Annotated in this window: 20 protein-coding genes; 10 read left to right on the top strand and 10 right to left on the bottom strand. The window is 56.7% G+C overall.

The features are described 5' to 3' along the window. Nucleotides 1-132: 132 nt before the first annotated feature. The 7 genes from AB3N39_RS02800 (at nt 133) to AB3N39_RS02770 (ending at nt 10,939) form a co-directional block, all read left to right on the top strand. Entirely contained in the window at nt 133-876 is a 744-nt protein-coding gene (locus AB3N39_RS02800; protein WP_136195655.1) for an AraC family transcriptional regulator, read from the top strand. Nucleotides 877-923: 47 nt separating this feature from the next. Next, a complete protein-coding gene (locus AB3N39_RS02795; protein ID WP_367897056.1) occupies nt 924-1,562 on the top strand; it encodes a LysE family translocator in 639 nt (212 codons plus the stop codon). Between the two features lie 177 nt (nt 1,563-1,739). Continuing rightward, nucleotides 1,740-4,007 carry a class I SAM-dependent DNA methyltransferase gene (locus AB3N39_RS02790; RefSeq protein WP_136195657.1) on the top strand — a complete coding sequence of 756 codons (2,268 nt, stop codon included), beginning with the start codon at nt 1,740-1,742 and terminating at the stop codon, nt 4,005-4,007. Continuing rightward, on the top strand, nt 4,007-5,389 hold the full coding sequence (locus AB3N39_RS02785; protein ID WP_367897055.1) for a restriction endonuclease subunit S: 1,383 nt from the start codon (nt 4,007-4,009) through the stop codon (nt 5,387-5,389). The genes AB3N39_RS02790 and AB3N39_RS02785 overlap by 1 nt, the downstream gene beginning before the upstream one ends. Continuing rightward, nucleotides 5,386-8,646 carry a type I restriction endonuclease subunit R gene (locus tag AB3N39_RS02780; RefSeq protein ID WP_367897054.1) on the top strand — a complete coding sequence of 1,087 codons (3,261 nt, stop codon included), beginning with the start codon at nt 5,386-5,388 and terminating at the stop codon, nt 8,644-8,646. Before AB3N39_RS02785 ends, AB3N39_RS02780 begins: the two co-directional genes overlap by 4 nt. After that, nucleotides 8,639-9,562 carry a DUF5655 domain-containing protein gene (locus AB3N39_RS02775; RefSeq protein ID WP_367897053.1) on the top strand — a complete coding sequence of 308 codons (924 nt, stop codon included), beginning with the start codon at nt 8,639-8,641 and terminating at the stop codon, nt 9,560-9,562. Before AB3N39_RS02780 ends, AB3N39_RS02775 begins: the two co-directional genes overlap by 8 nt. A 105-nt stretch (nt 9,563-9,667) precedes the next feature. Further along, on the top strand, nt 9,668-10,939 hold the full coding sequence (locus tag AB3N39_RS02770) for a DUF445 domain-containing protein (RefSeq protein WP_032660921.1): 1,272 nt from the start codon (nt 9,668-9,670) through the stop codon (nt 10,937-10,939). Here the strand turns inward: AB3N39_RS02770 and AB3N39_RS02765 are convergent. From AB3N39_RS02765 to AB3N39_RS02735, 7 genes are all read right to left on the bottom strand, one after another. Beyond that, nucleotides 10,936-12,012, bottom strand: a complete 1,077-nt coding sequence (locus AB3N39_RS02765) for a DUF2955 domain-containing protein (RefSeq protein ID WP_133293719.1) — start codon at nt 12,010-12,012, stop codon at nt 10,936-10,938. The genes AB3N39_RS02770 and AB3N39_RS02765 overlap by 4 nt on opposite strands. Then, on the bottom strand, nt 12,002-13,069 hold the full coding sequence (locus tag AB3N39_RS02760) for an HlyD family secretion protein (RefSeq protein WP_133293718.1): 1,068 nt from the start codon (nt 13,067-13,069) through the stop codon (nt 12,002-12,004). The genes AB3N39_RS02765 and AB3N39_RS02760 overlap by 11 nt, the downstream gene beginning before the upstream one ends. Further along, nucleotides 13,066-13,536, bottom strand: coding sequence for a MarR family winged helix-turn-helix transcriptional regulator (locus AB3N39_RS02755; protein ID WP_136195663.1), 471 nt, complete (start codon nt 13,534-13,536; stop codon nt 13,066-13,068). Before AB3N39_RS02755 ends, AB3N39_RS02760 begins: the two co-directional genes overlap by 4 nt. A gap of 146 nt (nt 13,537-13,682) precedes the next feature. Beyond that, nucleotides 13,683-14,378 carry a helix-turn-helix transcriptional regulator gene (locus AB3N39_RS02750; RefSeq protein WP_133293716.1) on the bottom strand — a complete coding sequence of 232 codons (696 nt, stop codon included), beginning with the start codon at nt 14,376-14,378 and terminating at the stop codon, nt 13,683-13,685. Continuing rightward, on the bottom strand, nt 14,371-14,748 hold the full coding sequence (locus AB3N39_RS02745; protein WP_367897052.1) for an amino acid-binding protein: 378 nt from the start codon (nt 14,746-14,748) through the stop codon (nt 14,371-14,373). Before AB3N39_RS02745 ends, AB3N39_RS02750 begins: the two co-directional genes overlap by 8 nt. Then, nucleotides 14,741-15,064 carry an antibiotic biosynthesis monooxygenase gene (locus AB3N39_RS02740; protein ID WP_033144543.1) on the bottom strand — a complete coding sequence of 108 codons (324 nt, stop codon included), beginning with the start codon at nt 15,062-15,064 and terminating at the stop codon, nt 14,741-14,743. The genes AB3N39_RS02745 and AB3N39_RS02740 overlap by 8 nt, the downstream gene beginning before the upstream one ends. Nucleotides 15,065-15,139: 75 nt before the next feature. Next, a complete protein-coding gene (locus AB3N39_RS02735) occupies nt 15,140-16,555 on the bottom strand; it encodes an aldehyde dehydrogenase family protein (RefSeq protein ID WP_133293714.1) in 1,416 nt (471 codons plus the stop codon). Between the two features lie 100 nt (nt 16,556-16,655). Between AB3N39_RS02735 and AB3N39_RS02730 the strand changes: the two genes are divergently transcribed. Beyond that, nucleotides 16,656-17,558 carry a LysR family transcriptional regulator gene (locus AB3N39_RS02730; RefSeq protein ID WP_127729475.1) on the top strand — a complete coding sequence of 301 codons (903 nt, stop codon included), beginning with the start codon at nt 16,656-16,658 and terminating at the stop codon, nt 17,556-17,558. On the opposite strand, the gene AB3N39_RS02725 is transcribed toward AB3N39_RS02730, so the two are convergent. Continuing rightward, a complete protein-coding gene (locus tag AB3N39_RS02725; protein ID WP_133293712.1) occupies nt 17,545-18,024 on the bottom strand; it encodes a carboxymuconolactone decarboxylase family protein in 480 nt (159 codons plus the stop codon). The genes AB3N39_RS02730 and AB3N39_RS02725 overlap by 14 nt on opposite strands. A 101-nt stretch (nt 18,025-18,125) precedes the next feature. On the opposite strand from AB3N39_RS02725, the gene AB3N39_RS02720 reads away from it, so the two are divergent. Next, nucleotides 18,126-19,514: a PLP-dependent aminotransferase family protein gene (locus AB3N39_RS02720; RefSeq protein ID WP_367897051.1), complete on the top strand. Its 1,389-nt coding sequence runs from the start codon at nt 18,126-18,128 to the stop codon at nt 19,512-19,514. A gap of 39 nt (nt 19,515-19,553) precedes the next feature. On the opposite strand, the gene AB3N39_RS02715 is transcribed toward AB3N39_RS02720, so the two are convergent. Next, nucleotides 19,554-19,715: a DUF1127 domain-containing protein gene (locus AB3N39_RS02715; RefSeq protein ID WP_045357378.1), complete on the bottom strand. Its 162-nt coding sequence runs from the start codon at nt 19,713-19,715 to the stop codon at nt 19,554-19,556. Nucleotides 19,716-19,891: 176 nt separating this feature from the next. Between AB3N39_RS02715 and AB3N39_RS02710 the strand changes: the two genes are divergently transcribed. Beyond that, on the top strand, nt 19,892-21,310 hold the full coding sequence (locus AB3N39_RS02710; protein WP_111964141.1) for a PLP-dependent aminotransferase family protein: 1,419 nt from the start codon (nt 19,892-19,894) through the stop codon (nt 21,308-21,310). A 61-nt stretch (nt 21,311-21,371) separates the two neighbouring features. Here AB3N39_RS02710 and AB3N39_RS02705 read toward each other — a convergent pair whose 3' ends face one another. After that, nucleotides 21,372-22,493 carry a cupin domain-containing protein gene (locus AB3N39_RS02705; RefSeq protein ID WP_133293709.1) on the bottom strand — a complete coding sequence of 374 codons (1,122 nt, stop codon included), beginning with the start codon at nt 22,491-22,493 and terminating at the stop codon, nt 21,372-21,374. Between the last annotated feature and the right edge of the window lie 114 nt (nt 22,494-22,607).

The following is a 22,607-nucleotide window of genomic DNA, read 5'->3' as shown; positions in this document are numbered from 1 at the left end:
CCGCTTAGGGTATTAAGGGTAGTCAACATGACTGGCCGTGGACGTAAAGTTGGGTATATCCGGAAGGTTCTTAATGAAGCGCTGCCAGACGGTTCGCTGACGTGGTATAAAAAACGTCCAGAAGGAGTGCTTATGACCGATACCCGACACATCCGGCAGACTTTTCACCGCGCCTCAGGCCTTGAGCTGCGCAGCACGTGGCGGAGCACGCAGGCGTACAAACGCCATAGTCACCCTCAGCTCTCTATCGGCGCGATTATGGAAGGCCAGACCTGCTGCGTGTGCCATGACAGAGAATACATCCTTAACCCCGGGGACCTCATTGTGATCCCGGCCTCTGCGCCGCACAGCTGCAACCCCGTCGCCGGGCAACCGCGCAGCTACCATATGCTCTATATCGACACCGATCTTCCTCTGGCGCTCCAGATGATTCGCGACCCTACGCTCTTTAAGCGCTACCTTGATATTGTTGAGACGATGTCGCCTGCATCCGTGGATACGCTGCTTTCAGCCCTTCCCCGATGCGAGAAAAACGCAGATGCGCTTCGCTCAACCAGCCAGCACGTGCGGCAGGCGTTTCTTGCCGACCTGGCCGCTCCGCCTTCCCTCGACGAGCTTGCCCAACGCTTCTCGCTGCGCAAGGAGACGCTGATCCGCACCTTCAGGCAGGACACCGGCCTGACGCCGGGCAGCTTCCTCAACATCTCCCGCGTGGAGTTCGCCAAAGCGCGGCTACGTGCCGGGGACGACATCGCCGACGTTGGCTACCAGAGCGGCTTTGCCGATCAGAGCCATTTTCATAAGACCTTCGTCAGCTATACCGCCGCCACGCCGCGCCAGTACGCTACGGGCCGATCAATATCCGACAATAAATAGGTTCTTCAGCGCTGTAGCCTGACCTCGGATTGTTAACCGAGGTTGCTATGGAACTGTTATTCCCTTCCGCTTTTCTCGCCCTGGCGCTGGCGCACTTTGTTGCCCTGCTAAGCCCTGGCCCGGACTTCTTCCTGCTGGTGGGCTACGCCGCGCGCTATCGGCTGCGCGGCAGCGCCGGAGTGTGCGTCGGTATCGCCGCGGGCAACGGGCTGTATATCTTACTGGTGATAATCGGCTGGAGCGCGCTGCGCCAGTTTGCCTGGCTGTTTACGCTTATCGAGCTTTGCGGGGCGCTGTACCTGCTGTGGATAGGCTCGCATCTGGTGCGCAGCCAACCGCGGGCACTGGCGCTGAATGAAACCCGACAGCATCGCCCCTCGCTGCGTAAGCAGATCTTGCTGGGGCTCGGCTCGGCGCTGCTTAATCCGAAGAACGCGCTGTTCTATCTGGCCCTGATGACGGCGCTACTGGGGCCGGATGTCACGCTGCTTCAGCAGGCTACATGCGGCATCTGGATGGTGATGGCGGTGCTGGCGTGGGATTTAGCGCTGGTGTCGCTGTTGGGGCTATCGGTGGTTCAACAGAAGCTCAGCCGTTCGCTCTGGCTGATTGAGCGCACAGCGGGGGTGGTGCTGATGGGGTTTGGCGGGTGGGTGCTGTGGCGATTATGCGTTAATGCTATATAACCCAGCTCCATCATTTGTATTGAAACACACATTCATGATAACTATAAATTATTGCGACCAATAAATATAAAGCATTGATTTAGATCGACTTTTTAGTCGATCAATACTTTTAGCCATGATAAAAAGAGGGTTTTAATCATCATTAAAAATGCCTGAAATATGGGCAAGGACGCTTTTATGAGTACCCTGAATTTCTCCCAAACAGCAGCCTTTATCTGGTCTGTCGCAGATCTCCTGCGCGGTGATTTTAAGCAATCTCAATATGGGCGTATTATTCTCCCGTTCACCCTGCTGCGCCGCCTGGAATGCGTGCTTGAAGAAACTAAAGAGGCCGTCGTTATTGAGGCTCAAAAAGTCCGCTCTTCTCCCCTGCCTGAAGAAGCGAAAGAAAAGTTAATCCTGCGCGCCACCAACGGACTGACGTTCTTTAACGCCTCGCCGCTGGACCTGAGCAAAATGGGCCAAAACGACATCAGGGCCAACCTGGAAAACTACATTCAATATTTTTCCAGAGACGCGCGGGAAATTTTCGAGCACTTTAAATTCAGCGAATTCATCGGGTTGCTGGACGATGCTAATCTCCTCTACAAGGTGGTGCAGAAGTTTGCCACCACCGATCTTAGCCCGCAGGCCATCTCCAACCATGATATGGGGCTGGTCTTCGAGGAGCTGATCCGTCGTTTTGCCGAAAGCTCGAACGAAACCGCCGGTGAGCATTTCACGCCGCGCGATATCGTGCGCCTCACCACTTCGCTGGTGTTTATGGAAGATGACGAGGCGCTCACCAAAGAGGGTGTTATTCGAACCCTTTACGACCCGACGGCGGGCACGGGGGGCTTTCTCTCTGCCGGGATGGAGTACGTCCACGAGTTGAATCCGAAAGCGGTGATGCGCGCGTTTGGGCAGGAGCTAAACCCGGAATCGTACGCTATCTGCAAGGCCGACATGCTGATAAAAGGTCAGGACGTCAGCCGCATCAAGTTGGGCAACACCCTTTCTAACGATCAGCTTCCCGCCGACCGCTTTGATTACATGCTATCGAACCCGCCGTTTGGCGTGGACTGGAAGAAGATAGAAGCCGACGTTAACAACGAACATCGCAAAGGATTTGATGGCCGTTTCGGCCCTGGCCTGCCGCGCGTTTCCGACGGCTCGCTGCTGTTCCTGCTGCATCTGATCAGCAAAATGCGCGATGCGGATAGCGGCGGGCGCATCGGGATCATCCTCAACGGTTCGCCACTGTTCACGGGCGGTGCGGGCAGCGGCGAAAGCGAGATCCGCCGCTACATCCTTGAAGCCGATCTGCTGGAAGGGATCGTCGCGCTGCCCACCGACATGTTCTACAACACCGGGATCGCCACCTACGTGTGGATCCTGTCGAACAAAAAGGCGGCGGAGCGTAAGGGCAAGATCCAGCTGATCGACGCCAGCAAGCTGTGCAGCAAAATGCGTAAGTCACTGGGCGCGAAGCGCAACATGATGAGCGAGGAGGATATTCGGCTTATCACCCGTACCTTTGGCGACTTCGAGGTCGTGGATCTTAAAGACGCCGATGACAAACGCACTTTCGCCTGCAAGATTTTCAACAGTACCGACTTTGGCTTCCGCCGCCTGACCATTGAGCGCCCGCTGCGTTTAACGGCTCAGGTCACGGACGAATCCATTGCCGCGCTGCGCTTTGCGCCAAAACCGCTTAACGCACCGATGGCGTGCCTGTACGACGCGTTCGGTGCCTTCTGGCAGGACGAGAACTACGGCAGCTTTGCCGAGTTCGAGGTGGAAGCACGCTCCGTTATCAAGGCTGAATTCCCTGAGCTTAAAGAGAAGCAGATTAAAGATCTGCTCGACGCAACGCTGTGGCGACAACAGCGCGCGCTGATGATCAAAGCGCAAAAAATCCAGACGGTTCTCGACGGGAAACCAGGCGGTCGCGCTCAGCCGAGCGATGATTTCAACCAGTTCCAGCTGACGCTCAAAGAGGCGTTTAAAACCGCCGCCGTTAAGCTGGATGCCAAAGAGCATAAGCAGTTCATCGAGGCCATTACCCGCAAAAACCCGGACGCGGAGCCGGTCGTCAAAAAGGTGCTCAAGGAGGATGCGCAGCCGCTGTACGGCGCGTTTGCTTACCGCGGACAGGTGGTGGAGTTTGAGCAGGATGCCGACCTGCGCGACAACGAGAACGTTGCGCTCAATCCGTCTGCTTCGACCAGCGATTTGATTGAAGGCTACGTGAAGGCGGAGGTGCTGCCGCACGTGCCGGACGCCTGGATTAATGCCGATAAGCGCGACGCCCGCGACGGCGAGGTTGGGGTTGTTGGGTACGAAATTCCATTTAACCGACATTTTTATGTCTATAAGCCACCGCGCCCGCTGGAGGAGATTGACGCGGAGCTGGATGCGCTGAGCGCGGAAATTATGAAGCTGCTGCAGGAGGTACACTCCTGATGGCTAAGTATAAGGCGTATCCGGAATATAAGGATTCTGGGGTTGAGTGGTTGGGGGAGATTCCCGAGCATTGGAATATATTAATGGGGAAAAGGTTGTTTCATAGTGTGCGTACTTACGCTTTTAAAAATGATGAACAACTTGCAGCAAGTCAAAAATACGGGGTAATACCTCAGTCCTTAATGATGCAACTAAATGATTCAAAAGTAATGCTTGCACTAAAAGGTACGGATTCATTTCGGCATGTTGAAAAGGATAATTTTGTAATAAGCCTCCGTAGTTTTGAAGGTGGCATTGAATATAGTAAGTATTCTGGCTGTGTTTCACCCGCATATACTTTTTTGAAAAATGCAAAGCCTATAAGCTTTAACTATTATCAGTATATTTTTAAATGCAGACCCTTCATTTCTGCTTTACAAGCATCGACAGATAGTTTGAGAGATGGTAAATCTATAAATTATGAGCAGTTTGGCGCAATCTCTTTACCTTTCACTTCCATTATTGAACAAAATACAATCGCTAGCTTCATAAATAACGAATCAAAAAAAATTGATAATCTGATCGAAAAACAACAACGACTCATCGAACTGCTAAAAGAAAAACGTCAGGCAGTAATAAGCCATACCGTAACCAAAGGGTTAAACCCTGACGCACCGATGAAAGATTCTGGGGTTGAGTGGTTGGGGCAAATTCCCACACATTGGTCAATAAGCAAAGTTCGATATTGCTTCTTATTTGACAAAGGCCTTACTATTACTAAAGAAAACCTCCAGGATGAGGGTATACCTTGTATCAACTATGGAGAAATACATTCCAGGTACGGTTTTGAGATTAACCCAAACATTCACAAATTGAAGTATGTTAATAAAGCATATTTAAAAAATGACAAAAACTCATTACTTATAAAAGGTGACATTATTTTCGCCGACACATCAGAAGATGTTGAAGGGGCAGGAAATTTCTCACAACTCACTACTGACTCTAGTATCTTCGCTGGTTATCATACAATTATCGCTCGCCCTATAGATCGAAAAAACTATCGTTTCCTTGCTTATCTTTTCGATTGCCAGGAATTAAGATCGCAAATAAAACATGCTGTTAAGGGCGTAAAAGTATTTAGCATCACTCAAGCTATCTTACGCGGATTATCTATTTGGCTCCCACCAAAGAATGAGCAAGAGTATATATCAAAATTACTTGATAATCAGACAACACAAATCGACACCCTAATCCAAAAACAACTTCAGCAAATTGAGCTTCTGAAAGAACGTCGCACCGCCCTTATCTCCGCCGCAGTCACCGGCAAAATCGATCTCCGCGACTGGACGCCTCCCGCCAGCAGCACCGAATCATCCCTCACCGCTGAGGAGGCCACCGCATGATCGCCGACGTCACCAAAGAAGTTAATCTGCAGGGCGATATCATAAACCAGATGTGCCAAAACGGCTGGGTTCCCGGCACGGGCAGCAAGTACGATCGCGAACGGGCCCTCTATCCGCAGGATGCGCTGACCTTTGTTCAAATCACCCAGCCGCAGGAGTGGGAAAAATTCACCCGCATCTATCCCAACGACACCGAGCGTCATTTTCTCGATGCGCTGGTCGCGCAGCTTAAAAAAGCCGATGCCAACGCCACCGATCTCCAGTCCCGGACCTACGGTACTCTGGGGGTGCTGCGCCACGGCATCAAAAGCCATAATGCGCGCTTCTCATTATGCCAGTTTAAGCCGGATCACAACCTCAACCCGGGCACCCTTGCGCGCTATCGGCAGAACATCTGCCGCATCGTTCCGGAACTGGTTTACAGCCCCCACGCGAGCGGCACCGAGACGGAGGCGAAAGCCAAACGCTGGCGCATCGATCTGGTGCTGTTTATTAACGGCCTTCCCGTTGCCACTCTCGAATTGAAATCCGAGTTCAAGCAGACGGTCAACAGCGCCATTAACCAGTACAAAAAAACGCGCCTGCCGAAAGATCCGGCGACCAACAAGCCTGAGCCGCTGCTGACCTTCAAGCGCGGCGCGCTGGTGCATTTCGCCGTCAGCCAGTATGAGGTCTACATGGCCACCAAACTGGCAGGTGATGACACGTTCTTCCTGCCGTTTAACAAAGGCACCAAAGAAGGCGGCGCGGGGAACGACATCCCGGAAGATAACCAGGAATACGCCACCAGCTATCTGTGGAACGAGGTATTACTCCCTGAGAACCTGCTGAAAATCCTTGCCTGCTTTGTGCATCTTCAAATCGAGGAGAAAGAGGACTGGGACGGTAAAAAGGTCAAAAAAGAGAGCCTGATCTTCCCGCGCTATCACCAGTGGGACGTGGTGAACAAGCTGATTGCCGCCGCAGACGAAGAAGGCACCGGCAACAAATACCTTATCCAGCACAGCGCCGGATCCGGAAAATCAAACTCCATCGCCTGGACGGCGCATCAGCTCTCCTGCCTGCATAACGAAAAGGGTGAAAAACGCTTCCACTCGGTGATTGTTGTGACTGACCGTACCGTGCTGGACGATCAGCTGCAGGACACCATCTATCAGTTTGAACATGCGGATGGGGTGGTCGGGCGAATCAACAACCGCGAGGGGGAAGGCTCGAAATCGGAGAAGCTTGCCAGCGCGCTGGAGCACTCGCAGCCCATCATCATCGTCACTATTCAGACTTTCCCGTTCGTACTCAAAGCGATCGAAAACAGCACCAGCCTCAAAGAACGAACCTACGCGATCATCGCAGATGAAGCGCACTCCTCCCAGAGCGGCTCCACGGCGCGCCAGCTGAAAGAAGTGCTGATGAGCGAAGGGGCCGACGAGGATGTGGTCCTGACCTCTGAAGATATCCTCGACGCCACCCTTGCCGCACGCAGCGGGAGCAGCAACCTTAATTTCTACGCCTTCACCGCAACGCCGAAGGCGAAGACCCTGGAGCTTTTTGGCCGCAGACCCAACCCGCACGAACCCGCATCCAGAACCAACAAACCTACGGCGTTCCATGTTTACTCCATGCGTCAGGCCATCGAGGAGGGCTTTATCCTCGACGTGCTGAAGAATTACACCAATTACAAAGTCGCCTATAAGCTGCTGCAAAAAATGGGTGATAAAGATCGGGAAGTGGACAGCAATCGGGCGAAGATCAGGCTCAACCAGTGGGTGACGTTGCATGAACACAATGTCGCGCAAAAGGTAAAAGTCATCGTTGAGCATTACCGCCAGCACGTGATGCATCTGCTCGGTGGACAAGCAAAAGCGATGGTGGTCACCAGCTCTCGCAAAGCAGCTGTGCGCTATAAGCTGGCGTTTGATAAATACATTGCCGACATGGGCTACGGAAAGATCACTGCGATGGTGGCGTTCTCAGGCGAAGTTGAGTTTCAGGAAAATGACATGAACAGCCTTGCGCTGTTGCACAAGAAATTTACTGAAATCAATATGAACCCGGCGCTCAAAGGCCGCGATATGCGTAAGGCTTTTGATACCGATGACTATCAGGTAATGCTGGTGGCCAACAAGTTCCAGACCGGCTTTGACCAGCCGAAACTGTGCGCCATGTACGTGGATAAGGCGCTTGGCGGCGTGGAGTGCGTACAGACGCTGTCGCGGCTGAACCGAACCTATCCCGGCAAAAAGGAATCCGGCACCTTTGTACTCGATTTTTATAACGAACCTGACGATATTCTCGCTGCCTTTCAGCCCTACTATCAAAAGGCTGAATTGACCGATGTCAGCGATCCGGGTCTGGTGTTCGATCTGTACGAGAAACTTCGCGCGACGGGGATATTTTTATGGCACGAAGTCGAACAGCTGTGCGAGGCTTTTTACAGTAAGAAGAAATCGAATGCGACGCTCAGCAATATTTGCCTGCCCGCAGTAAACCGCTGGGCAATGCGGTATGCCTCCGCGAAAGAGGCGTATATCAGCGCCAAACAGATCTATGAGTTAACAAAAAGGGATTCTCCTAACCCCATTTTGCTCGCGAACGCGGAAAACAGTTTTAAAGCCTGCAAGCAGGAAAAAGATCGTCTGGAGATCTTCAAAAAAGATCTCGGCAGCTTTGTACGCTTTTACGAATTTATGTCCCAGATCGTCGCCTACGATGACAAGTCGCTGGAGAAGTTAAGCCTCTATTGTCGACACCTACGCCCCTTACTTCGTGAAGAGGCAACAGATGAAGATGACGTCGATCTATCCAATGTTGAAATGAGTCACTATCGGCTTTCAAAAATCATGGAGCAGCATATAAAGCTTCAGGAGGATGCGGCAGAGTATAAGCTTAACCCGGTCAATGACGTCGGCACCGCAAAAGCAAAAGATAAGAAAGAGGAGTTTATGTCGCAGGTGCTGGCGCAGCTCAACGAGCTGTTTATCACCCAAAACCTGACCGACAAAGATATGCTCAACTACGCCTTTGTGGTTTACGATAAGCTCGCAGAAAACAAACTTGTCATGACCCAACTCGACAACAACACCCGTGAGCAGGCGATGCTGGGCGACTTTACGAAAGCCATTGATGACGCCGTGATAGACAGCAACGAAGCGCACAAGGAGATGATGATGCAGTACTTATCGTCTCCTGACGTTGCCAGAGGGTTTGCTCATTTAATGTATGACATCGCAAAAATGCGCAGGGAATCGACTCATGAGTGATATCCAACTCTTCCGCTATAGTGCTAGCGGCGTAAAAGAACTTTCCGGTAAAGCAGCAACCATCGAAAAAGAGCTGCAATCCTTGATCGAATCCCGAATGGAGACCTTTCTCGGGGTTCGTTTTCTCGACAGTGAATACAGTACCGGTAAGACCCACCGTGGACGCATTGATTCACTGGGTCTGGACGAAAATAACTGCCCGGTCATTATCGAATACAAACGTCACAGCAACGAAAATGTGATCAACCAGGGGCTGTTTTATCTGGACTGGCTCCTCGATCATAAGGCTGAATTTAAGTGGTTGGTGATGGAGAAGCTCGGAAAAGAGACGGCGGAGGCTATCGATTGGTCTGGTACGCGCCTGCTCTGTATTGCCGCTGATTTCAATAAGTATGACGAACATGCCGTACAGCAGATTAACCGCAACATCAGCCTGATTCGTTACAAGCTTTTTTCTGACGATCTGCTGATGTTCGAACTGGTCAATGCCGTGGTTGAAAACGCGTTTTCAGAGGGTGCAACCGATACGCTAACCGCTGCTGCTGGCAAGCGTAACACACGATCGCATAGCGAACAGCTCGCCAGCGCATCCACAGAATTAGCCCTTCTTTTCGAACAGCTAAAAAGCTACGTCCTGTCTCTTGGGGATGAAGTGCAATACAAAGAGCTAAAGCTATACGGCGCATTCCGCCGTCTGAGGAATTTTGTTTGCGCCGGCGTTTACCCCGTGACCGATCCGCATATCCGCTTATGGCTGAAGCTGGATCCTGAGCATATTCAGCTAGAAGAGGGATTTAGCCGGGATGTAACTCATATTGGGCATTGGGGAACGGGTAACGTTGAGCTGGTCGTTCGCGATGAACATGATCTGATGAAAGCGAAACTGCTAATCGAAAAGGCTTATCAGGAGAATTGATACGGTAGTGCACATGCCGGGTGGCGGCGTTGCCTTAACCGGCATACAAAAACTGTCTGTCAGGGTACTTTGCACTTCTCTCCCACAACCCTCTATCCTTAACCCATGGAAAAAATAGCTGAACTCAAACGCGCCAAGCTGCTGGCGCTGTCGCTGCTGCTGGTTGCCGCCGCGGCCTTTATCACCACCCTGTTCCTACCGCAGACCTTCTGGGTGCGCGGCGTCAAGGCCATTGCCGAGGCGGCAATGGTCGGCGCGCTGGCTGACTGGTTTGCGGTGGTTGCGCTGTTCCGCCGGGTGCCCATTCCGTTTATCTCGCGCCATACGGCGATTATCCCGCGCAATAAAGACCGGATCGGCGACAATCTCGGCCAGTTTGTTCAGGAGAAGTTTCTGGATACCCAGTCGCTGGTGGCGTTGATCCGTCGCTATGAACCTGCGCAGATGATCGGCGCCTGGTTCAGCAAGCCCGACAACGCTCAGCGCGTCGGGCTGCACTTGATGCAGGTGATGAGCGGTTTTCTCGAACTGACCGACGACGGGCGCATTCAGCGCCTGCTCAAACGCGCTGTGCATAAGGCCATTGATAAGGTCGATTTCACTGAAACCAGCGCCGTGATGCTGGAGAGCATGACCAAAAACAACCGCCATCAGGTGCTGCTCGACGCCATCATCAATCGCCTGATTACCCTGATTCAGCGGGAAAGCACGCGGGACTTTATTGCCGATCAGATTGTCCACTGGCTGAAGACCGAGCATCCACGCAAGGCGATGGTGCTGCCCACCGAGTGGCTGGGCGATCAGAGCGCGGAGATGGTGTCGAACGCGGTGAATACGCTGCTGGACGATATCAGCCACGACCGCACGCACCAGATCCGTCAGGCATTCGACCGCGCCACGCTGAAGCTTATCGACAATCTGAAAAACGATCCGGAGATGGCGGCAAAAGCCGACAACATCAAGCACTACCTGAAAAACGATGAGGCGTTTAACCGCTATCTGGGCGAGATGTGGGCCGATCTGCGCCAGTGGCTGAAGGCAGATATGCAGAGTGAAGATTCGCGCGTGAAGCAGCGCATCGCCAACGCCGGGCTGTGGTTTGGCGAAACGCTGTCTAACGACGCCAGCCTGCGGGCATCGCTGAACGAGCATCTGGAGCAGGCCGCACACCGCCTCGCGCCGGACTTCGCGGCGTTTCTGACCCGCCACATCAGCGACACGGTGAAAAGCTGGGACGCCAAAGACATGTCACGCCAGATTGAGCTGAACATTGGCAAGGATCTGCAGTTTATCCGCGTCAACGGAACCCTGGTGGGCGGGACGATTGGCCTGATCCTGTTTTTACTCTCGCAGCTGCCTGCCGTGCTGGGGCATTAATCTGCTTTTGGCGGCGCGATGACGTAGCGGGTCGCCTCGAAGCGGTTGAGGATCAGGTGCATCAGAAAGACCATCGTCAGCGTCGCCACCAGCGAAAAGGTGACAGAGGTGATGCGGTACAGATCGCTGAACACCAGGTCAGTGTCAGGGTGCATGTTCTGCCCGAACATAATGCCGATGGTGGTGATGCTGGAAAAGCCCACGCCCGCCCCCACCTTTTCCATCACGTGGAGTCGTGCGCCAAACGCCAGCCCGAGGCCAATCAGCGGCATCATCAGCAGCATATGGCTGCTGTGATCGTAGAGTATTAGCTGCACCACCAGAATGTAGAGACAGCCCAGCACCACGCCGACCACGCGCCAGATCGAGCTCATCACCGAACCTCGGTAGTGCATTGGGAACAGAATCAAAATCCCCGCCATCAGCGCCGAAAGCGAATCGCTTAAGTCGCTAATCTGGAACACGACGAAAATCAGCGTCGCGACGGTGCCGGAGAGCAGCGACTCGTGGCGCACCCGGGCGTCGTCTTTCTCAATCAGCGGCGGCGGCTTGCGGGGCTCCACGTCCGGCAGGAGATAGTTCATCAGCGCGCTCAGGCACACCGCCATGACGCTCGCCTCGATGTTGGAAAACAGCAGCGTGTGCCAGTTGGTAGTGGGGTAGCTCATAAAGTTGAGCATCACGCTCTGGCACACCACGCCCATTGAGCCAAACAGGAACAGCGGCCCCTTGCTCATAAAGCGAAAGCGCATCACGTACAGGGCAAAAACCACCAGCGTCATGATTACCGGCCATTGCGACAGATAGCCGATAATGAAGATCATTTCGACGCAGTTAAGCGCGGCGCTGAAGATAAACTGCTTCGCCACGTGGCGATTAAAGACCGGCACCAGCGACAGCAGCATGATCGGATAGACCACAAAAAACACGCCGTAGCTGGTGTTGTAAAAGCTGGAGATGCTCAGCGCAATCATCCCGGCAAAGACGATGCGCAGGGTCTGGCGAAAGTCGTTTGCCGTGTAGACGATGTTGCCGTGCGGGGTAAAGACCCGCGCAAGGGTGCTAATAGACATAGTGAAGCAGGCTCACCAGGTGGATTTGCATCCCGGAGAAGAAGCGCGCAAACGGCCCTTCGCTGTTGTAGAGCTGTACGGTCGCGCGGGCGCCGGTCGGCAGATACTTCGGCAATTCTTCGTCCAGCGCGACGTGAATGCGCATGCGCTGGGCGTCGCGCACCCAGCGGTTGGAGGTTTCCGGTTCGGACAGTTGACCGTTAACGGCCTCCTGACCCGCCAGGATCCCCGCGTCGCTGCTGGTGACGTGGGCGCGGAAAACGCGCCCCGGGAAGGCGTCAAACACCACGGCCGCATCGGTGCCCTGATGGGTATGGCGCAGGCTCTTCTCACGGAAATCGGCCACGATATCGGTCTGGTTGTTCACCAGTGCCAGCGCGGCGGAACCGGAGGAAGCGTAGAAGCCGGGGCTCAGCTGCAGGTTACTGACCGTGCCGTCCGCCTGGGCGTAGACCTTCGTCCAGCCGAGGTTCAGCTCAGCGTCATCCAGCGCGTTGCGGTATTTTTGCAGCGTCACGTTGCGGTGTTCTTCGCGCTCACCACGCTGGATGCGCAGGTTGCGGATGTTGGCCTGAATCGTGCTGACGGACTGCTCGCTGCTCTGCCAGGTGGTGCGAACCTTATCCAGATCCGCCTGCGAGACGTTCTGCAGCGTGCTCAGCTTCTGGTAGCGGTCAAAGGTCACTTTGTCGTTACGCGCGGTCAGCACGGCGGTTTTCAGGCTGGCCTGCGCGGCGGCGATCTGCGCATCCAGCTGTTCGTTAGACAGGCGAGCCTGCTCGAGCGCGATTTGCGCCGCTTCCACCTTATTGCGAAACGGCGTGTCGTCGAGTTCAAACAGCAGATCGCCTTTCTTCACCTGGCTGTTGTTATGGACATGTACCGCCGCCACGTAGCCGGAGACGCGCGGAGACACCGGCGTCACAACGCGCATCACGGTGGAGTCCGGCGTCAGCGGGATCCAGATATCCGCGACGATAAAGTAGACAAACATCAGCAGGAAAGAGGCAATACTCACCCTTACCCAGCGGGCAAACTTTTGTTCAGGGGTCATTATTTTTCGATCTTGTTATCTTCTTCGCGGATTGTCCGCAAATTGCAGGCGATTTGATTCAACGTGGCGCTGAAAATATCGAGATGTTCCGGCGCGATGTTTTGCGATACGCGCGCCTGATACGTCTCAATCACCTGAGTGAGCCTTTGTAACAGGGCTTTTCCCTCAGGCGTCAGCGTCAGAAGCCGGATGCGCTTGTCATAAGGCGATGTGGTGCGCAGCAGGTAACCCTGCTTTTCCAGCTGTGTCAGGGTGCGCATCAGCGGCGGCAGTTCAATGCCCTGCACCTCCGCCAGCTCACTCATTGAGACGTTATCCCCGAGCTGATGAAGCTGCATCATCACCGTCCAGCTCGACTGGGTTAAACCGGTATCGAGAATGGCGTCGTCGATGACGGCACGCCACTGGCGCACGATCATCGCCATCCGCATGCCCATCGGCCTTCGACAGAACAGTTCTTCTTCTCTCATGGGGAAACCTCTCGTCACACGCGGTCAAGATAATAGTTATCAGGGTAAGTATCAAGAAACGAGAGGCAAAAGCGCAGGAATTGCGAAAGGTGTTACTGGAGGCGATGTACGCGTAGGCCCGGTAAGCGCAGCGCCACCGGGCGTTTTTAGCGGCTAAAAAACCTCTTTACAGCGGCCTTCCCCGACGCCGTCACCACCACCTCCCGATACCCCGCCACCCGCTGTATCCAGCCTTTGCTTTCCATGTGGATGAGCAACGCAGCCCCCGCCTCACCGCCGAGATGAAACCGCCGCTCGCTCCAGTCCAGGCAGGCGCAGCAGGCCTTCCGGCGCGGGTGATCGCTTAACGAAACGCCAAGCGCCAGGAACTGCTCCCGGCCATACAGCGTGAGCGCTGAACCGTCTGCCTCCAGCCAGCTTTCCGCCTGCATGAAATCATAGATCTGCACCGCCACCGTACCGGCAAGATGGTCGTAGCAGGTCCGGGCTTCACGCATGGCTTTCGGCGCGGTGGTTTCCGGCGGGGTAATACGGCTCCAGGAAAGCCCCATCATTTGCTCCACCAGCGCCGCCACGTCGTGCCCGGCAAGACGATAATAGCGATGCCGCCCTTGCGACAGGCAGGTAATTAGCTGACCTTCAACCAGCCGGGCGAGATGCCCGCTGGCGGTCGACGGGGCGACGTCTGCCGCCGCACTCAGTTCGGTGGCCGTCCACGCCCGCCCGTCCATTAGCGCACAGAGCATCTTCACGCGCGACGGATCGGCCATGGCAGCCGCCACCGCGGCAATCGCCTTTTCCAGCATCGCGCTGTTATCGGGGGGTAAACTCGTCTTAAGCATGGGCCGCCCAGGGTTCGGTGATCTCTGCGGCCAGCTTATCATCATCCGTCAGCAGAATAAGGTGATTCGCATGGTCGCTGTACTGAGTCAGGATAGACACGCCGCGTGCCGCCAGCGCCGCCGCGATTTCACCCAGCTCACCGGGGCGTTCCTGCTTAAGCTTTCTGACCACCGGCTGTCGCACCGCCTGTACGGTAAACCCGGCGTCGAGCAGCGCGCGTCGCGCTTTTTCCCCGTCTTCCACCAGGAAATGGGCATGTGTACCAAATACGCCACCGCCCTCCAGCCCCACGCCGTTGCGGCCCAGCAGCTGTCCAAACCGCGCCAGTTCACCCGGGGTATCGCGAAAAATGACATGAACGTCATACATCGGCATGCCCTCCGGTTTCGGAACTGTATTCCCGCACCAACTGCGCCACCCGGATGCGGTAGTACGCAAAAATTGACTCACGCCCTTCGGCCTGCGCCGCCTGATGAAAGACGTTCTGCTTCCAGCGGCGGACGGCCTCTTCATCCCGCCACCAGGAAAGGGACAGGATTTTGCCGTCGGTGGTCAGGCTCTGGAACCGTTCGATATCAATAAAGCCGTCGATGTCCGCCAGCAGCGGCTTAAGCTCTGCGGCAAGCTGAAGATAGCGCGCCTGATGGGCAGGCGCGGCTTTAGCTTCGAAAATGACTGCGATCATGGTTTTCTCTCCGTTGCGATGTTGGGGAGAGCATGCGGGATGGAAAAGCACAATGCTTCGGTAAAGAGCGAAGTTTTAGCCCACAATCGACCTCGGCTCCATAAACGCCCGAATTCCCCACTCGCCCATCTCGCGCCCCAAACCGGAGTGCTTGAAGCCACCGAATGGTGCTTTCGGTTCATGAGCCAGGGTGTTCACCAGCACGCGACCGGAAACAATCTGCTGCGCCACGCGTCGCGCGCGGTTTACATCACTACCCAGCACCATCGCGCTCAGGCCGTAGTCGGTGTCGTTGGCAATGGCGATCGCCTCCGCCTCGTCACGATAGGGGATCACGCACAGCACCGGGCCGAAAATCTCGTCACGGGCAATCGTCATCCGGTTGTTCACGTCGGCAAACAGCGTCGGACGCACGAACCAGCCGTCCCGCGTGCCTTCCGGTCGCCCTTCACCGCCCGCCAGCAGGCGTGCCCCCTCTTCGATACCTTTCCGGATATAGCCCTGCACCCGCAGCCACTGCTTTTCGCTGACCATGGGGCCGACGTCCGTTGCGCTATCGCGCGGGCCGCCGGATTTCACCGCCGCCACGGCCTGCGCCAGCGCGGTTTCGATCTCTGCCTTGCGCGCCTGCGGCACCAGAATGCGCGTTCCGGCCACGCACGCCTGCCCGCTGTTCATAAACCCGGCCTGGATCGCCAGCGGGATCGCCTGCGCGAGATCCACATCATCCAGCAGGATCGTCGGCGATTTACCGCCCAACTCCAGCGTCACGCGCTTAAAGCTTTCCGCCGCGTTACGCAGGATCGCCTTACCGGTATTCGTGGAGCCGGTGAACGAGATTTTTGCCACGTTCGGATGACGGCTAATCGTTTCGCCTACCGTCTCGCCGCGTCCGGTGACGATATTAAATACCCCTGGCGGTAATTCAGCATCGCGCAGCGCTTCGGTGACAATCTGCGTTTGCAAGGCGCTCATTTCGCTCGGCTTGATCACCGCCGTGCAGCCCGCAGCCATCGCGGCTGCCAGCTTGCCGCAGATAAAGCCCGCGTCGCTGTTCCAGGGCGTAATCAACCCGGCCACCCCAAGCGGCGTCATCTGCACCGTCGCTGCACCTGCGGGGGTGACAAACTCAAACGCCTCCAGCGCCTCGATGGCCTGAGCAATCACCTCCGCCGGATAGCTGGCCATCCACGCCGAGCGCGAGGCGGGCGCGCCGTACTCTTCAATGACCGCTTCCAGCAGATCGTCGTGGCGAGCGGCCACGGCGGCGTGCATGCGCTTCAGCGCGGTGATGCGTTCCTGTTTTGTGGTCTGCGACCACGCCGGAAACGCCGCTTTTGCCGCCGCAATGGCGCGCGTTGCGTCAACCTCATCCGCCAGACGAACCTGGCCGATGACCTGCGCCGTCGCCGGATTGTACAAATCAAACCACTCGGTACCGTGCGGGGTAACAAACTCGCCGTTAATAAAGATCTGTTCGATGGTGTGCATATAAACCTCCTCAGGCTGTGTGAGCCCAGTCTGTCACGGCTTCTCCGTTGCGATAATCCACGCTATGCTGCAAGGGTTGTTTCGATTTTCAGGATAATCTATGCATCGTTCAGGTCTGACAGAGCTGGAAGTAGTGATGGCGGTGGTGCGGCGCGGCAGTTTTCGCGGCGCGGCACAGGAGCTGGGGATGTCCGCCACGGCGGTCAGCAACGCCATCGCCGGGCTGGAAAGCCGCCTTGAGACGCGACTTTTCAACCGCACCACCCGCAGCGTGGCCCTCACCGACGCCGGGCAACGGTACGTGGCGCGTATCGGCCCTGCCCTGCAGGAGATCCGTCTCGCCAGCGAGGAGATCCACAGCGACACCGGGGAACCCGCCGGTACGCTACGGCTGAACGTGCCGAACCATATCGGCACGCTGTTTCTGGACCAGTTGCTGATCGACTTCATGATCCGCTACCCGAAGATGCGCGTAGAGACCGTCAGCGAAGCGCGAATGATCGACATCGTCGCGGAAGGCTATGATGCGGGGATCCGCCTCGAAGAGTCCGTCCCGCAGGACATGATCGCCGTGCCGCTGACCGGTGAGATCCGCCAGCTCGTCACCGCCACGCCGGACTATTTCGCCCGTCACGGCATACCCGAAACGCCGGACGATCTGCTTTCACACCAGGGGATCGGCATGCGCATGGCCCACGGCGGGATCTACCGCTGGGAGCTGGCGCGTCGGGGGGAAACGTACGCCCTTGCCGTGCCGCCGCGCTTTGCGACGTCCGATCTTTTTGCCTCGATCCGCGCCGTGAAAGCAGGATTAGGGGTGGGATTTTTGCCGGAACTCTATATTCGGGACGAGCTGAAAAGCGGGGAACTGGTGAGCGTCTTAAACGACTGGGCGCAGCCGTTTGCCGGGCTGCGCCTGTACTACCCCGGCCATCGCCACGTCCCGCCGGGACTGCGGGCGCTGGTGGCGATGATCCGCGAGCGCGGAATTATTCCAGGTTAGCCTTGTTCAGCCCGTACGCCGCGTCCAGCGCGCCGGGCGCCATGCGGGAGGTGATCCCCAGACGGTTCCAGGCGTTGATCGCCACGATGGCGAAGTTCAGCTCTGAAATCTCGACATCCGAGAAGTGCTCCGCCACGCTGCGGTACAGCGCATCGCTTACGCCGTGAACGCTAATCTGGGTCAGCGCTTCGGTGAACGCCAGCGCCGCTTTCTCGCGGGCGCTGAACAGCGGGGACTCGCGCCAGGCCGCCAGATGGTACAGGCGCAGCTCGCGCTCGCCGGCGATTTTGGCCTCTTTTGAGTGCATATCCAGACAGAACGTACAGCCGTTCAGCTGCGACACGCGAATGTCAATCAGGTGTTTCAGCGCCGGGTCGATGGAGGTTTTTGCCACCTCCATGCTCAGGGCAGACAGCGCGTTGGCGAGGACAGGTGTAACTTTATGGTGGTTAACGCGAGTGCTCATTGTCTTTCCTCTTTTTGTGCGGCATGTGCCGTGCGATGAGGCAAATCTACGCCGTTCATGACATAGTAAAAAGATACAAAAAGCGTGAAATGAGGTAGGACATGAAGCCGGGCTATCACGAGATTTATTCCCGCTACCGCGATAACATCATGCGCGGCGTGCTGAAGCCGGGCGATAAGGTGCCTGCCATCCGCGTGCTGGCCGAAGAGCTGAAGGTGGCGCGTAAAACCGTCGAAACGGCGTATGCCATTCTGACGGGCGAAGGGTATCTGGTGAGCCAGGGGGCGCGCGGTACGCGGGTTAACCCGGACTTACTGTTGCCGGACAAGACAGCCCCCGCGGAACAGCCCACCGGCACGCTTCCGGCATCGCTCATCAGCCAGCGCGAGCGGGCGGGGTTTCTGCGCCCCGGCATCCCGGCCCTCGACAGCTTTCCATATAAAAAATGGCTGCTGCTGGCGGGCCAGGCGACGCGGGCCATGCGTCAGGAGGAGATGCTCAACCCGCCCGTTCTGGGCTGGTATCCGCTGCGCCAGGCCATCGCCAGCTATCTCAACATTTCGCGCGGGCTGTCCTGCAGCGCCGAACAGGTGCTGATCACCAGCGGCTACAGCGGTAGCCTGCGGCTGATCCTCGACACCCTAGCCAGCCGCAGCGACAAGGTATTGTTTGAAGATCCGGGCTATTTTATGGGCCAGCAGCTGCTCAAGCGGATCGTGCCGCGCCTGCACACCGTGCCGGTCGATCGCTGCGGCATCGATACGGACTACCTGCTCCACCACCATCGCGACGCACGTTTTGTCATCGTCACCCCGTCGCATCAGAGCCCGCTGGCGGTGACGCTCTCCCTGCCGCGCAAGCAGCAGCTGCTCGACTGGGCCAGCCAGAACGAGGCGTGGATCATCGAAGACGATTACGACGGAGAATTCCACTACACCCGCAAGGTGCTGCCGTCGCTGAAAAGCCTCGACCAGCACGACCGGGTGATTTTTATGGGCACCTTCAGTAAAACCATCATGCCGTCGCTGCGCATGGGCTACGTGGTGATGCCCGCCAGCACCGTCGGGGCCTTTACCGACTGCGCGGACATCACCACCAGCGGCCAGCCGGTGCTGACGCAAAAGATCCTCACCGCGTTTCTCAACGAAGGGCACTTTTTCCGTCACCTGAAAAAGATGCGCGCGCTGTATCAGACCCGCCGCGACTGGATGATTGCCGCCCTGCAGGAGGTGTATGGCGATCTGTTTTTCACCGAGCAAAACGACGGCGGGATGCATATCGTGGCGTTCCTGACCAAAGGAAGCCGTGACCGGGAAGTGGCGCGCTGCTGGCAGGAACAGCAGCTGCAGGTCAATGCGCTCTCGGAGTGGTATCGCGGGTCGGGCAAACGCTACGGACTGGTGATGGGCTATAACAACGTGCGGTCGTATCAGGAGGCGCTGGATTTACTGGAAAGGCCGAAGCGGCAGACGTTTGAGCTGTTGCGCTGAACATCGCCGGGTGCGGCTGCGCCTTACCCGGCCAGGGGTTTAAATATCATTGCGGGATAAACCAACGTCCTTCAGCTGCTCGTCGCTCATCTGGCTCAGGATGCGGCGGGTACGGTTGATGCGATACCAGTTGCAGATCGTTTTTCCGATCCAGACAAACACGACGAACGGACGTTTTGAACGATTCTCGTAAAATTCCATGATGCTCTCCTCACTGTGCCAGTGGGGTTATCATCCCGGAAATCCACCCGTGCAATACAGATGCAAAAACAGCTTTTGTTTAACATACAGATCCGCTAAAACAGTATCTGCATGCCAATTTTCGCAGCAATCTGTACTGGTTTTATAATCTGTATGGTGAAAACAAAGGATACAGCATGACGCGCTATCAACATCTCGCCAACCTTCTGGCAGAACGCATTCAACAAGGTCTGTATCGCAGCGGCGAACGTCTGCCGTCGGTGCGTGCGCTGAGCCAGGAGCACGGCGTGAGCATCAGCACCATACAGCAGGCCTACCAGATCCTCGAAAACCTCCAGTTGATAACCCCTCAGCCGCGCTCCGGCTATTTTGTCTCGCCGCGCAAGGCCCAGCCGCCCGTACCGGCAATGACGCGCCCGGTGCAGCGCCCGGTGGACGTTACCCAGTGGGATGAGGTGATGATGCTGCTGGACGCCCGCGCCGACAAAGAGATGATCTCCTTTGGCGGCGGTTCGCCGGACATTAACCAGCCGAGCCTGAAGCCCCTGTGGCGCGAGATGAGCCGCATCGCGCAGCATAACCCCGGTGAGATGCTGAGCTATGACGTGCTCGACGGGCGCCTGGAGCTGCGCGAGCAGATCGCGCGCCTGATGCTGGACGGCGGCTCTACCGTCTCGGCAAGCGACATTGTGATTACCAACGGCTGCCACGGTGCGCTATCAATCGCCCTGCTCTCGGTATGCAAACCTGGAGATATCGTGGCGGTGGAATCGCCGTCGTTTCACGGCACCATGCAGATGCTGCGCGGGTTTGACATCAAGGCGATTGAAATTCCTACCGACTCTGAAACCGGGATCAGCATCGAAGCGTTAGAGCTGGCGCTGGAGCAGTGGCCAATCAAGGCGGTGATTCTGGTGCCCAACTGCAATAACCCGCTCGGGTTTATCATGCCGGAGGCGCGGAAAAAGCAGGTGCTGGCCCTCGCCCAGCGGCACGATATCGTGATTGTTGAGGATGACATTTACGGCGAGCTGGCAGCGGAGTACCCGCGCCCGCGCACCATTCATTCGATGGATATCGACGGCCGCGTGATCCTCTGCAGCTCGTTTACCAAAACCGTGGCGCCGGGCCTGCGCGTCGGCTGGATTGTACCGGGACGCTACTACGACCGGGTGATGCACATGAAATACGCCGCCGGCGGGTTTAACGTGCCGGGCACGCAGATGGCGGTGGCGGCGTTTATTCGCGACGGTCATTACCATCGCCACGTGCGCCGCATGCGCCAGATTTATCAGCAGAATATGGAAACCTACACCTGCTGGGTACGGCAGTATTTTCCGGCAGAGATTTGCGTCACGCGCCCGCAGGGTAGCTTCCTGCTGTGGATTGAGCTGCCGGAGAAGGTCGACATGGTGTGCGTCAGCAAGCAGCTGTGCCGGCTGAAGATCCAGGCCGCGGCCGGGTCGCTGTTTTCCGCATCAGGGAAGTACCGCAACTGCCTGCGGATCAACGTGGCGCTGCCGCCGACGGAGAAACATCGCGAGGCGCTGAAGAAGCTGGGTGAAGCGATTGTGATTGCGATGGAGGAGGGCTAGTGCGGCCTGATGCCCTCACCCCGCTCCTCTCCCACAGGGAGAGGGAGAAAACCGTGCTGCACTACTCGTCGAAGTACCAGTATCCCTGGTTAATCAGCCCGGTGAGCTCTTCAACAAATGCCGGGTTTTTCAGCGCATCGCCCAGCTCGGCCTGGCCGAGTTCCGTGTAGCGGCACAGCGCATCCGCCGCCTTCGCGTCTACCGTCTCCAGCTGTTCGCTGTTGATAAAGAAGCTGCCGTTGACGTTCAGCACGCGCAGGCCGCTCAGGCGAGACAGCGTTTCGCCGCCCTGCAGCGCGTCCAGCACCTCTTCCGGCGCGTAAGGCGGCTCGGCGGCGGCGATATCCAGCTCGTGACGCGGCGTGGAGACAAAGCTGCCGAACCATTTTGTGAAATCATCAGGCTTGCCGATCATGTCGATCATCATCTGACGAATGCGATCGAGCTCGTACTGCTCCACGCGGCCCGGGTGTTCGCGGCAGGTCAGATCCGGATCGCTGTAGTGCTCGCCGCCCAGATCGTTCTCCAGCGCGTAGTCGGCGAAGCTGCTGATCAGATCGCGGCCGTTCGGCCCGCGGAAGCCGATGGAGTAGTTGAGCGCCGTTTCATGGGTAAAGCCGTCGTGCGGGAATCCTGGCGGGATGTAGAGGATATCGCCCGGGGCCAGATCTTCGTCAATAATCGGCTCGAACGGATCCACATGCAGCAGTGCCGGATGCGGGCAGAACTGACGCATCGGCAGCTTGTCGCCCACGCGCCAGCGGCGGCTGCCCATCCCCTGAATGATAAACACGTCGTACTGATCGATATGCGGACCCACGCCGCCGCCGGGCACGGAGAAGGAGATCATCAGGTCGTCCAGACGCCAGTCCGGCAGAACGCGGAACGGACGCACCAGCTCCGCGGCGGGCATATGCCAGTGGTTCACCGCCTGCGCCAGCAGCGACCAGCCGGTTTCGCCCAGATCGTCGAAGTGCTCAAACGGACCGTTGCTGGCCTGCCATTTACCGTTGAAATGGCTTACCAGACGGCTATCGACCTCCGGCTCCATCGCCAGACCCGCCAGCTCGTCCGGTGTAATCGGGTCGACAAAATTCGGGAAGGCATTTTTCAGCACAACGGGTTGTTTTTGCCAGTATTTCTCAAGAAATTCCGGCCAGTTCAGGTTCAGTTGATACGCCATGGGTAGCACCAGTGAGAAGGGAAACAGGCGCGATTATGGTGGAGAGCGTGGAGGGCTGCTTTGTCGTGGGTCAAGCGCAGATGATTTGCCTGCCACGCGCGTGTTGGCAATGAT

The sequence above is a fragment of the Enterobacter vonholyi genome, assembly GCF_040834095.1.
GTDB classification, from domain to species: domain Bacteria; phylum Pseudomonadota; class Gammaproteobacteria; order Enterobacterales; family Enterobacteriaceae; genus Enterobacter; species Enterobacter vonholyi.
The sequence above is the reverse complement of the archived record's forward strand: the minus strand, read 5'-3'. Positions and strand labels throughout refer to the sequence as shown.